This is a genomic window from Mycobacterium sp. 852002-51613_SCH5001154, from assembly GCF_001667425.1.
GTDB lineage: Bacteria > Actinomycetota > Actinomycetes > Mycobacteriales > Mycobacteriaceae > Mycobacterium.
Genome location: NZ_LZII01000054.1, coordinates 123,006 through 136,522, shown reverse-complemented (window position 1 = coordinate 136,522; position 13,517 = coordinate 123,006). Strand labels below are relative to the sequence as shown.

At 66.0% G+C, this 13,517-nt stretch carries 10 protein-coding genes; 7 read left to right on the top strand and 3 right to left on the bottom strand.

The genetic code is table 11. The features are described from left to right. The first annotated feature begins 39 nt into the window (after positions 1-39). From purB to A5750_RS14745, 3 genes are read left to right on the top strand one after another with little or no spacing between them, the layout of a single operon-like run. Positions 40-1,458: an adenylosuccinate lyase gene (gene purB / locus A5750_RS14755; RefSeq protein WP_067263719.1), complete on the top strand. Its 1,419-nt coding sequence runs from the start codon at positions 40-42 to the stop codon at positions 1,456-1,458. Next, on the top strand, positions 1,455-2,714 hold the full coding sequence (locus tag A5750_RS14750; RefSeq protein ID WP_067263717.1) for a cytochrome P450: 1,260 nt from the start codon (positions 1,455-1,457) through the stop codon (positions 2,712-2,714). The genes purB and A5750_RS14750 overlap by 4 nt, the downstream gene beginning before the upstream one ends. Then, the gene (locus A5750_RS14745; RefSeq protein ID WP_067263713.1) at positions 2,711-3,730 is read left to right on the top strand and encodes a tellurite resistance/C4-dicarboxylate transporter family protein; all 1,020 of its coding nucleotides are present in this window, start codon (positions 2,711-2,713) and stop codon (positions 3,728-3,730) included. The genes A5750_RS14750 and A5750_RS14745 overlap by 4 nt, the downstream gene beginning before the upstream one ends. Here the strand turns inward: A5750_RS14745 and A5750_RS14740 are convergent. Beyond that, positions 3,695-4,315 (bottom strand): hypothetical protein, encoded by a 621-nt coding sequence (locus A5750_RS14740; RefSeq protein WP_066955022.1) that lies wholly within the window; start codon positions 4,313-4,315, stop codon positions 3,695-3,697. The two genes, A5750_RS14745 and A5750_RS14740, sit on opposite strands and share 36 nt — an antisense overlap. Before the next feature lie 64 nt (positions 4,316-4,379). Between A5750_RS14740 and A5750_RS14735 the strand changes: the two genes are divergently transcribed. Both A5750_RS14735 and A5750_RS14730 read left to right on the top strand, forming a co-directional pair. Continuing rightward, positions 4,380-5,267, top strand: coding sequence for a phosphoribosylaminoimidazolesuccinocarboxamide synthase (locus tag A5750_RS14735; RefSeq protein ID WP_067263709.1), 888 nt, complete (start codon positions 4,380-4,382; stop codon positions 5,265-5,267). Continuing rightward, positions 5,264-7,414: a S9 family peptidase gene (locus A5750_RS14730; protein WP_066955927.1), complete on the top strand. Its 2,151-nt coding sequence runs from the start codon at positions 5,264-5,266 to the stop codon at positions 7,412-7,414. The genes A5750_RS14735 and A5750_RS14730 overlap by 4 nt, the downstream gene beginning before the upstream one ends. Before the next feature lie 10 nt (positions 7,415-7,424). Here A5750_RS14730 and A5750_RS14725 read toward each other — a convergent pair whose 3' ends face one another. Both A5750_RS14725 and A5750_RS14720 read right to left on the bottom strand, forming a co-directional pair. Beyond that, entirely contained in the window at positions 7,425-9,047 is a 1,623-nt protein-coding gene (locus A5750_RS14725) for a DHA2 family efflux MFS transporter permease subunit (protein WP_066955017.1), read from the bottom strand. 242 nt (positions 9,048-9,289) lie between these two features. Further along, positions 9,290-10,915 carry a DHA2 family efflux MFS transporter permease subunit gene (locus tag A5750_RS14720; protein WP_066955015.1) on the bottom strand — a complete coding sequence of 542 codons (1,626 nt, stop codon included), beginning with the start codon at positions 10,913-10,915 and terminating at the stop codon, positions 9,290-9,292. 147 nt (positions 10,916-11,062) lie between these two features. Here A5750_RS14720 and A5750_RS14715 point away from each other — a divergent pair, with 147 nt between their 5' ends. Together A5750_RS14715 and A5750_RS14710 are read left to right on the top strand one after the other, a co-directional pair. Further along, complete coding sequence (locus A5750_RS14715) at positions 11,063-11,767, top strand: DUF2334 domain-containing protein (RefSeq protein ID WP_066955012.1); 705 nt, start codon at positions 11,063-11,065, stop codon at positions 11,765-11,767. Positions 11,768-11,815: 48 nt separating this feature from the next. Then, positions 11,816-13,483, top strand: coding sequence for an FAD-binding dehydrogenase (locus A5750_RS14710; protein ID WP_066955009.1), 1,668 nt, complete (start codon positions 11,816-11,818; stop codon positions 13,481-13,483). Positions 13,484-13,517: the final 34 nt, after the last annotated feature.

Below are 13,517 nucleotides of genomic sequence, written 5' to 3'. Positions count from 1 at the left end.
GGCCAGGGTATGGCCTGCCGGATCGTAAGCTCTATGTCTGTGAGCATTCCGAACGTCCTGGCCGCCCGGTACGCCAGCGCGGAAATGGTCGCGATCTGGTCGCCGGAGGCCAAGGTCGTCGCCGAACGCCGGCTGTGGCTGGCGGTGCTGCGGGCACAGGCGGAACTCGGGGTCGACGTTCCGCAGGACGCGATCGCCGACTACGAGCGGGTGATCGAGGACGTCGACCTGGCCTCGATCGCGGAACGCGAGCGCGCGCTGCGCCACGACGTCAAGGCCCGCATCGAGGAGTTCAACGCGCTGGCCGGTCACGAGCACGTGCACAAGGGCATGACCAGTCGTGACTTGACCGAGAACGTGGAGCAGTTGCAGATCCGGCGGTCCCTGGAATTGGTCTTCTCCCATGGAATCGCGGTGGTGGCGCGGCTCGCCGAACGAGCGGTGGGCTACCGCGACCTGGTGATGGCCGGACGCAGCCACAACGTCGCGGCGCAGGCCACCACCTTGGGCAAGCGGTTCGCGTCCGCCGCGCAAGAGACGCTGATCGCGTTGACCCGGCTGCGCGAGTTGATCGACCGCTACCCGCTGCGCGGTATCAAAGGCCCGATGGGCACCGCCCAGGACATGTTGGACCTGCTGGACGGTGACGCGGCAAAGCTGGCCGAACTCGAGCGTCGCATAGCCCAATTCCTAGGCTTTGCAACGGTTTTGACCAGCGTCGGGCAGGTTTATCCGCGATCGCTCGACCACGATGTGCTCTCCGCGCTGGTGCAGCTCGGCGCCGGGCCGTCGTCGATGGCCCACACGATCCGGCTGATGGCAGGGCACGAGCTCGTCACCGAGGGATTCGCTCCGGGCCAGGTCGGCTCGTCGGCGATGCCGCACAAGATGAACACCCGCAGTTGCGAACGGGTCAACGGGCTGCAGGTGGTGCTGCGCGGTTACGCCTCGATGGCCGCCGAGCTCGCGGGCGCGCAGTGGAACGAGGGTGACGTGTTCTGCTCGGTGGTGCGCCGAGTTGCATTGCCGGACAGCTTCTTTGCCATAGACGGGCAGATCGAGACGTTCTTGACCGTACTCGACGAGTTCGGCGCCTATCCCGCGGTGATCAGCCGGGAGCTGGATCGCTACCTGCCGTTCCTGGCCACGACCAAGGTGCTCATCGCGGCGGTCCGCGCGGGGATGGGGCGCGAGGCCGCGCACCATGTGATCCGCGAGCACGCGGTCGCGACGGCCCTGGCCATGCGGGAACAGGGCACGGAGCCCGACCTGCTGGAGCGGTTGGCCGCCGACGAGCGACTGCCGCTGGACCGGGCGGCGCTGGATGCCGCGCTGGCCGACAAGAAGGCGTTCATCGGCGCCGCCGGCGATCAGGTGGACGAAGTGACCGCCACGGTGGACGCGTTGGTAAGCCGCTACCCGGACGCCGCCAAGTACGCCCCGGGCGCGATCCTGTGACGCTCGCCGGCTCGCTCGCGGGGATCGACTTCACCGATCTGGACAATTTCGCCAACGGATTTCCGCACGACTTGTTCGCCATCCACCGTCGTGAGGCGCCGGTGTACTGGCACGAACCGACCGACAACACCCCCGACAGCGAGGGCTTCTGGTCTGTCGCCACCTATGCGGAAACGCTTGAGGTGTTAAAGGATCCGGTGACATACTCCTCGGTCACGGGCGGCGGCCGGCCGTACGGCGGTACGCTTCTGCAGGACCTCTCCATCGCCGGGCAAGTGCTCAACATGATGGACGACCCGCGTCACTCACATATACGGCGCCTCGTCAGTTCCGGGCTGACACCGCGAATGATCCGGCTGGTCGAAGACGATCTGCGGGCGCGCACGCGTCGGCTGCTCGACGCGGTGGTGCCCGGGGAACCGTTCGACTTCCTGGTCGACATTGCCGCCGAGCTGCCGATGCAGATGATCTGCATCCTGTTGGGAGTGCCCGAGTCCGAACGGCATTGGCTGTTCGAGGCCATCGAGCCGCAGTTCGACTTCGGCGGCTCGCGCAAAGCGTCATTATCGCAGCTGTCGGTCTCGGAAAGAGACGCGGCGGCCGGCTCACGGATGTACGAGTACGGCCAACAGCTGATCGCGTCGAAGCGGGCCGAGCCGACCGACGACATGTTGTCGGTCGTGGCGAACGCGATGGTCGACGACGCGGACGCGCCGTCCCTGTCGGACCTCGAGCTCTACCTGTTCTTCAGCCTGTTGTTCAGCGCCGGCGCGGAGACGACGCGCAATGCGGTCGCCGGAGGGCTGCTGGCGCTGGCCAACCATCCGGAGCAACTGCGGGCGCTGCGCGCGGATCTCGACGCGCTGCCGACCGCCGTCGAGGAGATCGTGCGGTGGACGTCGCCGTCGCCGTCCAAGCGGCGCACCGCCACGCGCGACGCCACGCTCGGCGGTCAGTCGATCGAGGCGGGCCAGAAGATCCAGATCTGGGAGGGCTCGGCGAATCGCGACGCCGCCGTATTCGAGCGCGCCGACGATTTTGATATCGCCCGAAAGCCCAACCCGCACTTAGGGTTCGGTCAGGGTGTGCATTATTGCCTGGGCGCCAACCTGGCCCGGCTGGAACTGCGCGTGCTCTATGAGGAGCTGTTCTCCCGGTTCGGCGGTGTGCGCGTTGTGCGGCCGATCGAATGGGCCCGCAGTAACCGGCATACCGGCATCCGGCACCTGGTTGTGGAACTCCTCGAGGAACGGTGACGATCCGACGCGCCGAGGCCGAGCCGACGCCGGACGTCTTCGCCGCGGTGATGGCGACAGGGATTCTGTCGATCGCTGCGCACAACCACGGCTACCGCTGGGTCAGTGACGCGCTGGGCGTCGTCGCCACCGTCGGCCTGGTGTTATTGGTGGTCCTGGTGGTCACGACGACCGTGGGCAGGCGCGAGAAGTTGCGCTGGGATCTGACGGATCCCGATGTCACCCTTCGGTTGTTCACCTTCGTTGCCGCCTGCGCGGTGATCGACACCCGTTTGTCGTCCAATGCGTGGGTGCTGCGGGTGCTCGGCGCGGTGGGGCTTTCATCCTGGTTGGTGCTGATCGGCCTCACCGCACGGAATATGTTGGCGCGCCGCTGGTCGGCGCTGCGCGACCGCGCCCACGGCGCGTGGCAACTGGGTAGCGTGGGAAGCTCAGGGCTAGCGATCGTCATCGCCCGGACGGCGTACCACACCGGTCACCGTTGGTGGCTGACCGTAGCCGTGGCCGTGTGGGCGGCGGCGATCCTCTTCTATGGCCTGATGACCTGGCTGATCGTGTGGCGGGTCGTCAACGAGCGCCAGGACCGGGACGGATTCGAGCCGGATACCTGGATCCTGATGGGCGGCATGGCGATTGCGACGCTGGCCGGCGCCAACATCCACCCCCTCGCCCCCGCGTGGCTGACCTGCCCCGTGCGCATCGTCACGGTCGTGACGTGGGTGACGGCCACCCTGTGGATACCGCCACTGATCTACTTCGGCCTACACCGGATCAGCAGGCGCCCCAACATGTTGCGTTTCGCCGGCGTGTGGTGGGCGTTCGTGTTCCCGCTGGGTATGTATTCCGCGGCCAGCTACGCCATGGCAGGTGAAATCGGCCGGAGGTCATTGCTGACGGTTTCGCTCGTATTCTTTTGGGACGCGTTGGCGGCATGGCTCGTTGTCGTCGTCGCTGGGCTAATGCTGCTCGGCCGCGCGCTGCTACAGCCGGCCGATCGAGATGCCGGCCGCGCGTAATTCGAGCGCGGCCAGCGCCCGGATGGTCAACGGATCCTCCCGGCGCCACCCACCGACCGGATCCGCGCTGACCGCGGCGAGCTTTCCCGGCGGCCTGTTCGTCAGTGCCCGCAAGGCAAGGAGTTGCTCGCCGGCCGGGGTCGCGGCCAGCGCTGTCACCGTCAATTTCCGTCGAAAGAACCGCAGCCGCAGGAGAAGCCACGGCACGTCGGCGACGAGGATAGGGACGGCGGCGATGGCCATCGCCAGCAGGACCGCAAGCCAGCTGGCCGTGGAGTCCAGGTCGTGGCCGGCACCCGCGAGATCGAGCGCCGCCTGGCTGGCAGAGTTCAGCGGCTGGCTGACCGCGTCCCCCACCAAAGGGATGTGCTGGGCGCCCTTGCCGGCCGACGCAAGGTTGCCGGCGATGCCATGGGCGCCGCTCTCGACTTGCCTGCCGGCCTCGGCGATCGTCGAAACGGCGTCGTAAACCGCCAGACCGACGAGCAGCCAGATGGCGGTCCACAGGACGACGGCGAAGTCGCTGAGCAGCTGGGCCAGCAGCCGGCCCGGTCGGGTGGAGTAGGGCAAAAACCGCGGGGTCATAGTCTCGATCCCAGCACAGCTCCCGACACGCGGCCCCTTCCCGGGTGCCCGATAGGCTAACCCGATGCGCCCTGCACTGTCCGACTACCGGCACCTGGCCAGGGGGAAGGTTCGCGAGATCTTTTCCGTCGACGAGGAACATCTGCTGCTGGTCGCGACCGACCGCATCTCGGCGTACGACTATGTCCTCGACAGCACGATCCCGGACAAGGGCCGCATCCTCACCGCGATGAGCGTCTTCTTCTTCGGTCTGGTCGACGCTCCCAATCACCTGGCCGGGCCACCGGATGACCCGCGGATTCCCGAGGAGGTCCTGGGTCGTGCCCTGGTGGTGCGGCGGCTGGAGATGCTGCCGGTGGAGTGTGTGGCGCGCGGCTACCTCACCGGGTCTGGGTTGCTGGACTATCAGGCGACCGGGAAGGTCTGCGGCATCACCCTGCCGCCCGGCCTCGTCGAGGCCAGCAAGTTCTCCGAACCCCTGTTCACCCCCGCCACCAAAGCCGCGCTGGGGGATCACGACGAGAACATCTCGTTCGACCGGGTGATCGAGTTAGTGGGCGGCGTTTATGCCAACCAGCTGCGCGACCGCACGCTGCAGATCTATGTCCAGGCCGCCGACCACGCCTTGACGAGGGGAATCATCATCGCCGACACGAAGTTTGAGTTCGGCACCGACCGCGACGGCAACTTGCTGCTGGCCGACGAGATCTTCACCCCGGACTCCTCGCGATACTGGCCGGCCGAGGATTACCGGGTCGGGGTTGTGCAGACGAGTTTCGACAAGCAATTCGTCCGGAACTGGCTAACCGGCCCCGAGTCGGGCTGGGACCGCCATGGCTCGCAACCACCGCCGCCGCTGCCCGACCACATCATCGACGCCACTCGAGGTCGTTATATCGATGCCTACGAACGCATTTCGGGCCTGAGTTTCGGCGAGTGGATCGGCGCATGACGGAAACACGTGCCGGCGCGTCAGCGCCGCCCGTCGCCAAGCGCGAGGAGCGCCGACGCGAGCATCACGGCGACGTCTTCATCGACCCCTATGAGTGGCTGCGCGACAAGTCCGACCCCGAAGTCATCGCCTACCTCGAGGCGGAGAACGATTACGTCGATCGGATGACGGCTGATCTCGAACCGCTGCGGCAGAAAATCTTCGATGAGATCAAGGCGCGTACCAAGGAGACCGACCTGTCGGTTCCGACGCGGCAGGGCGACTGGTGGTACTACGCCCGCACCTTCGAAGGAAAGCAGTACCGCGTCCAGTGCCGTTGTCCGGTCGGCGATCCCGATGACTGGGATCCGCCGACTTTGGAAGAGGACACCGAAATACCCGGCGAGCAGATCCTGCTCGACTCGAACGCCGAGGCGCACGGCCACGAATTCTTCGCGCTCGGTGCCGCCACCGTCAGCCTGGACGGGAATCTGCTGGCATATTCCGTCGACACCGTCGGGGACGAACGTTATACCCTGCGCTTCAAGGACCTGCGCACCGGCGAGCTGTATCCGGACCAGATCGCCGACATCGGGGCGGGCGCGACCTGGGCGGCCGACAACCGCACCGTGTACTACCTGACCCTGGATGAGGCGCACCGCCCCGACAAGGTCTGGCGCTACCGGGTGGGCTCCGACGAGACCGCGGAGTTGGTGTATCACGAGGCCGACGAACGGTTTTGGCTCGGCGTCGGGCTCACCCGGAGTGAAGCCTACGTATTGATCGCATCGGGTTCCTCCATCACCTCCGAGTACCGGTACGCCGACGCCGCCGATCCGCGCGCACCGTTCTCCGTCGTGCTGCCGCGGCGCGAAGGCATCGAGTACGCCGTCGAGCACGCGGTGGTCGGTGGGCAGGACCGGTTCTTGATTCTGCACAACGAAGACGCGGTGAACTTCACGCTGACCGAAGCGCCGGTGAGCGAACCGACCCAGCAGCGCACCCTGATCCCGCACCGCGACGACGTGCGGCTCGACGGGGTGGACGCCTTTGCCGGCCATCTGGTGGTCAGCTACCGGAGGGAGGCTTTGCCCCGGCTCCAGGTGTGGCGGATCGATTCCGGAGGGAAATACGATGAGCCCGAGGAGATTACGTTCGACTCGGAGCTGATGTCGGCCGGTCTCGCGGGCAACCCGAACTGGGACGCGCCCAAGTTGCGAATCAGAGCGGGGTCGCTGGTCATCCCGGCGCGGGTATACGACATCGACTTTGCCACCGGGGAAAGAACCTTGCTGCGCGAGCAACCTGTGCTCGGCGGTTACCGCACCGACGACTACGTAGAACGGCGCGACTGGGCCCTTGCCGACGACGGGACCCGCATCCCGGTATCGATCGTGCACCGCGCCGGGATCGAATTCCCCGCGCCGGCCTTGCTTTACGGCTATGGCGCCTACGAGATATGCACCGACCCCAGCTTCTCCATCGCTCGGTTGTCGCTGCTGGACCGCGGCATGGTTTTCGCCATCGCCCACGTCCGCGGTGGCGGTGAAATGGGCCGGCCGTGGTACGAGCACGGCAAGCTGTTGGAGAAGAAGAACACCTTCACCGACTTCGTAGCTGTGGCAAGGCACTTGGTCGACACGGGTGTCACCCGGCCGCATCAGCTGGTGGCGCTGGGCGGCAGTGCGGGCGGCCTGCTGATGGGGGCGGTCGCCAACCTGGCGCCGGATCTCTTCGCCGGCATCCTGGCGCAGGTCCCGTTCGTCGACCCGCTGACCACCATCCTCGATCCCTCCTTGCCGCTGACCGTCACGGAATGGGACGAATGGGGAAACCCGTTGCAGGACAAAGACGTCTATTCCTACATGAAGTCATATTCGCCTTATGAGAATGTCGAGGCCAAGCAGTATCCGGCCATTTTGGCGATGACTTCCCTGAACGACACCAGGGTCTACTACGTCGAGCCGGCCAAGTGGGTGGCGGCGTTGCGGCACGCCAACGCCAACGGCAGTCCGATTCTGCTGAAGACCCAGATGAACGCCGGTCACGGCGGGGTCAGTGGCCGCTACAAGGCGTGGCAGGAGACCGCATTCCAGTACGCCTGGCTATTGGCTGTCGCCGAAGGCCACCGCGATGGCGGCGGACAGAAAGACGACGTCGAGGGATAACGCCCGACGGTCACGAAACGTCGTGGGGTGTTACCGGCTTGCGCGGCAGAAATGCGGCCGGGATGATCGTGAACGCCACCAGGACGACGGCCAGCACGAACACCAGGGTGTAGACCTGGGAGAGGTTATGCGTGACATGGCTGGCGAAATCCGGGGACAGGGCCTGGCGTGGGATTGCCGCCGGATCAACCGGCAGCCCGCGTCTGTCGGCCTCCTCCTGCAGCGAGGCCATTTTGCTCGCGGCGGCCAAGGTTTCATCGCTGGTGAACTGGTTGGTCAAGACCACCGCCATCAGGGCGGCACCAATCGAGCCGCCCAGCTGCTGGTTGACGCTTACCAGCGTCGTACCGCGGGCGATCTGATGCGGCGCGAGTGACTGCATGAGGGCTGCAGAGAGCGGCGTCGTGGTGCAACCCACACCCAGGCCTGTGATCGTCAGACCGGCGAGCAGGATCGGCGAATAATGAGCCTGCCTCGCCACGCCCAGCGTGAAGATCCCAAGGCCTATGGCCATTACCGGGAGGCCAAGCAGCACTATTTTGCCCGCCCCGTATCTGTCCATGTACACCCCCGCGATCGGCAGGGTTATCAGGGCGCCGAGTCCCACCGGCGCGAGGTGCAGGCCCGCCTGCATGGGCGTCTCATGCAATACGAGCTGGAAGTAGCTGGGTATGAGCAGCGTGGCGCCGACTGAGGCGGCGGCGAATACCAGCAGCGTCACGTTGACCTCGGTGACCACCGGGTTCTTGAACAGCCGAAGGTCGATGAGCGGATGATCCGTGCGGAACCGGGCGTGCAAGACGAAAGCGGTGATGAGCGTCACGCCGATGACCATCGGTACCCACACGTAGGGGTCGGCAATCGTGTGTCGTCCGGGGATGGACGACACCCCGCATAGGAATATCGCCACCCCGGGAGACAGCAACAGCAGCCCGGTGACGTCGAGTGCTTCCGACGGGGACGGGCGGTCTTTCGAAAAGAGGATCGCGGCAAGGACGAACGTGGCCAGGCCTATCGGCAGGTTGACCAGGAAGATCCACTTCCACCCGTATGAGTCGATCAACCACCCGCCCAATATCGGTCCACCGATCGGCCCCAGCAGAATCGGAATTCCCCCGATTGCCATCAGGCGACCGACCCGCTTCGGGCCGGCCTCGCGAGTCAAGATCGTCCAGCTCAGCGGCAATAGCATGCCGCCGCCAATACCTTGCAGGACGCGGAAAATGATGAGAAGCAATATGTTTGGCGCTATCGCGCATAGTAGCGAGCCGACCGTGAACGACAGAATCGAACCCATGAAGAGCCGTTTGGTGCCGAATCGGTCGGCTGCCCACCCGGTTATCGGAATTACAGTAGCGAATGCCAACATGTAGCCGGCCATCGTCCACGAGACGATGGCTTGGGTCGAGCCGAATTGGTCGATAAAGGTGCGTTGCGCCACAGCGACGACGGTGTTGTCGAGAATCGCCATGATGCAGGCCAACCCGCAAACCCCGGCGATGCGAAGTAGTGCGGGGTCAAGCTTGTCGGGGTATTCACGTGCGGCGTCGTCGTCTAACTCTCCGGTGTCAGCGGTGGACACCAGAGCGTCGGACAAGCCGGAAGAGGCCTTCTGCATTGTGTCGCCGAGCATAGCGATATCGGTACCCGCAAGCGGACGCTTTTAGGCGTTTGGCTCGGCCGACGCCGCTAACCTGCTGCGTGCAGGCGTTTCGGTTGTCGTTCCCACAACGACAGCGCGCGCGCATCGACCCGGTCCGGTAAGACCTCCCACCATCGGAGCAGGTAGCCCGCGGAACGAGCGCGCGGGCACCCGTAACGGCCGCCGACGCCGGCCTTTCTCCTAGGTGCGATTTGCTGAGATAGCGAATTGCGCTAATTACCGACGGTTTGGCTCGCCGGCTTTTTCGGTAAAAAGGACGCCGGAATGATCGTAGAGACCACCAACACCACCGCGATCGCAAATACCGCCGTATAGGCGTGAGAAAGGTCGTGTACGACGTTGGCCCAAAAACCGGCGTCGAGCGTCTGACGCGGTATTGCGGACTGGTCTACCGGCACCCCGCTGACGGCGGCTTTCTGCTGTAACGCCGCAATCTTGTTCGCCGCGACGATGTTCTCACTGCGATTGAACTGATTGGTGAGGATCATCGACATCAGCGCGGTGCCCACCGACCCGCCCACTTGATGGCTGACGCTCATCAGCGTCGTGCCCCGGGCTATCTGGTGCGGGGCCAGCGCCTGCACCGCGGCGACCGACAGCGGCATCATGGTGCAGCCCATGCCGAGGCCCATGATCGCCAGGCCGATCAGCAGCGTGGGCAGGTAGTCCGCCTGCCTGGCCACGCCAACGGCGAACGTGCCGAGGCCGGCGGTGATCAGCGCGATACCGACCAGCACGATCTTGCCGGGCCCCCGTCGGTCCACCAATGGCCCGGTCAGGCGCATGGTCAGCATTGCGCCAAGTCCCTGGGGGATCATGCGCAGGCCCGCCTGCATCGGCGTCTGGTGCAGCACCTGCTGGAAGTAACTCGGCAGGAGTAGGCCGGCACCGAAGAAGGCGCCGGCGAATACCAGCATCGTCACGTTGGCGTGGGTGAGCACCGGATTACGGAACAACCGCAGATCGATGAGGGGGTGATCGGCGCGGTGCCACGCGTGGGCGACGAACCCCGCGATCAGGGTGAGGCCGACGATGGCCGGTATGAGCACGTGGCGGTCGGCCACGGTGCCGCATCGCGGGATCGACGACACCGCGAACAGGAACATGGCCAGGCCGGGTGACAGCAGCAGCACGCCGACGAGGTCAAAGGTTTCCGACCGCGACGGGTGGTCACGGGGAAAGATGATCGCCCCTAGCGCGATGGTGACGAGGCCGATCGGCAGGTTGATCAGGAAGATCCACCGCCAGCTCGAAGCGTCGATCAGCCAGCCGCCCAGGATTGGGCCACCGATCGGGGCGAGCAGCATCGGGATGCTCAGGATCGACATCAGGCGACCGAGCCGCCGCGGGCCCGCTTCACGTGTCAATATCATGAAACTCAGGGGCAGCAGCATGCCGCCGCCGATCCCTTGGGCCACCCGAAAGACAATGAGCTGCAGGATATTTGCGGCCAGCGCGCACAGGAGGGAGCCTAGCGTGAAGGCGAGCACGGAGCCCAGGAAAAGCCGTTTGGTGCCGAACCGGTCGGCCGCCCACCCGGTGATCGGTATGACCGTCGCCAATGCCAGTGTGTAGCCGGTCATCGTCCACGCGACGACGGCCTGTGAAGACCCGAATTGGTCGATGAAGGTGCGCTGCGCAACGCTGACGACGGTGACGTCCACGATCGCCATGACCGTGGCGAGGATGCACACGCCGGAAATCCGCAACAGGCCGGCGTCCAGCTTGTCGGGATAGTCCCGCTCGCCCGCGCCCGCGCCCGGCTGCGGGGCGGGGTCGTAAGGCAGCGGTATGTCGGCCGCTACATACGGGGCCTGATCCATGGCGTTGCTTAGCATATCGAACCGATTCCCCCGCCGTCCGCCCGCGGGACCCTTTCCGGCTGGCGCGCAGCCCGCCCGACCTGCGGTCCAGCGGTATCGATATACGCCTGCCGTCTGCGTGTCCTTCACCATTCCGAAACCTGAGATCGTCAAACTGCGGGTGTGGCTGGAAAATTGATCGTCTCGGTCTCGGGGATAGGCGAACGCACCCTGAGTGACGTCGAGGCGTTCTGCGCTCAAATGGATGCCCGAAATGTCCCAGTGTCCCTGTTGGTGGCACCGCGGCTCAGTGGTGACTACCGACTCGACCACGACCCGCGCACCGTCGAATGGTTGACCGACCGGCGGTCCGGCGGCGACGCCATCGTGCTGCACGGCTACGACGATGCGGCCACCAAGAAGCGCCGCGGTGAGTTCGCGATCCTTCGGGCGCACGAGGCAAACCTGCGGCTGATGGCCGCCGACCGGGTGCTCGAGCACCTCGGGCTGCGCACGCGGCTGTTCGCGGCACCCGGCTGGGTGGTTTCCCCAGGAGTCGTCAAGGCGTTGCCGGACAACGGTTTTCGTCTGCTTGCCGACCTGCATGGCATCACCGACCTGGTTCGGCACACCACCGTGCGCTCCCGGGTATTGGGTATCGGGGAAGGCTTCCTCACCGAACCGTGGTGGTGCCGGATGGTGGTGCTGTCGGCCGAGCGGATCGCTCGGCGCGGCGGGGTGGTTCGGGTTGCCGTCGCAGCTCGTCACCTGCGTAAACCCGGCCCGCTGCAGGCGATGGTGGACGCCGTCGATTTGTCGCTGATGCACGGCTGCGCGCCCGCGGTCTACCGCTGGCGGCGCGACAGGGCGATTCTCGACGCGGCCTGACCAAGCGTCCCCTCAATCCGCCCGGCGCGGGCACTACCCTGGTCCGACATGAGCGATTCTTCGGCCGCGGGGTTCGGCGCCGATGCCATCATCGTGGGGGCGGGACTCGCAGGGTTGGTGGCCGCCTGCGAATTGGTGGACCGCGGCATGCGGGTGCTGATCGTCGACCAGGAGAGCAGCGCCAACCTGGGTGGGCAGGCGTTCTGGTCGTTCGGCGGCCTGTTCTTCGTCGACAGTCCAGAGCAGCGCCGTTTGGGAATCCGCGACAGCCACGAACTCGCCTTGCAGGACTGGCTCGGCACCGCGGCGTTTGATCGGCCGGAGGACTACTGGCCACGCCAATGGGCGCACGCCTACGTCGATTTCGCCGCCGGGGAGAAGCGCCGTTGGCTGCGTGACCGGGGGCTCAAGCTCTTTCCGTTGGTGGGTTGGGCCGAACGTGGTGGGTATGACGCACGGGGCCACGGCAATTCGGTGCCCCGCTTCCACATCACCTGGGGCACCGGGCCCGCTTTGGTCGAGATCTTCGCCCGTCAGCTGCGGGACCGCTCGACGGTGCGCTTCGCGCACCGCCACCGGGTCGACGAGCTGATCGTCGAGGGCGGCGCGGTAACCGGCGTGCGGGGCACGGTGCTGGAGCCCTCGGCCGCACCCAGGGGTGTGGCGTCGTCACGAACGGCGTTGGGGCAATTCGAGTTCCGCGCACCGGCGGTGATCGTCACCAGCGGTGGAATCGGTGCAAACCACGAGTTGGTGCGCAAGAACTGGCCGAAGCGGATGGGCCGCATACCCGAGCAGTTACTCAGCGGCGTGCCCGCTCACGTTGATGGCAGGATGATCGGCATCTCCCAGCGGGCGGGAGCGCGGGTGATCAATCCGGACCGGATGTGGCACTACACCGAGGGCATCACCAACTACGATCCGATCTGGCCACTGCACGGCATCCGGATCATCCCCGGGCCGTCGTCGCTGTGGCTCGACGCGACCGGCAAGAGGTTGCCCGTGCCGCTGTATCCCGGTTTCGACACCCTCGGCACGCTGGAATACATCACCAAATCCGGGTACGACTACACGTGGTTTGTGTTGAACGCCAAAGTCATCGAGAAGGAATTCGCGCTGTCCGGTCAGGAGCAGAATCCCGATCTGACCGGGCAGAGCCTGCGCGAGCTGCTGCGTAACCGGGCACGCTCCGGCCCCCCGGGGCCGGTGCAGGCGTTCGTCGACCGGGGAGTGGACTTCGTCAGCGCAAACTCGTTGCGGGAATTGGTCACCGGGATGAACAAGTTGCCCGACGTGGCGCCCCTGGACTACGCCACGGTGGAGGGCGAGGTGACCGCCCGCGACCGCGAGGTGGCCAACAAGTTCAGCAAGGACGGCCAGATCACCGCGATCCGCGCCGCCCGCGGCTATCTCGGCGACCGGCTCGGCCGGGTGGTGGCACCGCACCGGCTGACCGATCCGAAGGCGGGGCCGATGATCGCGGTGAAGCTGCACATCCTGACCCGAAAGACGTTGGGCGGCATCGAAACCGATTTGGCCGCCCGCGTGCTGAAAGCCGACGGCACCCCCCTGAACGGCTTGTACGCCGCCGGTGAGGTGGCCGGCTTCGGCGGAGGTGGCGTGCACGGCTACCGCGCCCTGGAGGGCACCTTCCTGGGTGGCTGCATCTTCTCCGGCCGGGCCGCCGGCCGCGGCGTGGCCGACGACATCGCCTAGCGCGGTAGCGCATCGCCCAACGTCACGCGCGCGC

Excerpts from the sequence above, each read along its gene's own strand:
- A5750_RS14735 (WP_067263709.1), top strand. The coding sequence starts at position 4,380 with ATGCGCCCTGCACTGTCCGACTACCGGCACCTGGCCAGGGGGAAGGTT.
- A5750_RS14725 (WP_066955017.1), bottom strand. The coding sequence starts at position 9,047 with ATGCTCGGCGACACAATGCAGAAGGCCTCTTCCGGCTTGTCCGACGCT.
- A5750_RS14730 (WP_066955927.1), top strand. The coding sequence starts at position 5,264 with ATGACGGAAACACGTGCCGGCGCGTCAGCGCCGCCCGTCGCCAAGCGC.
- A5750_RS14710 (WP_066955009.1), top strand. The coding sequence starts at position 11,816 with ATGAGCGATTCTTCGGCCGCGGGGTTCGGCGCCGATGCCATCATCGTG.
- A5750_RS14740 (WP_066955022.1), bottom strand. The coding sequence starts at position 4,315 with ATGACCCCGCGGTTTTTGCCCTACTCCACCCGACCGGGCCGGCTGCTG.
- A5750_RS14720 (WP_066955015.1), bottom strand. The coding sequence starts at position 10,915 with ATGCTAAGCAACGCCATGGATCAGGCCCCGTATGTAGCGGCCGACATA.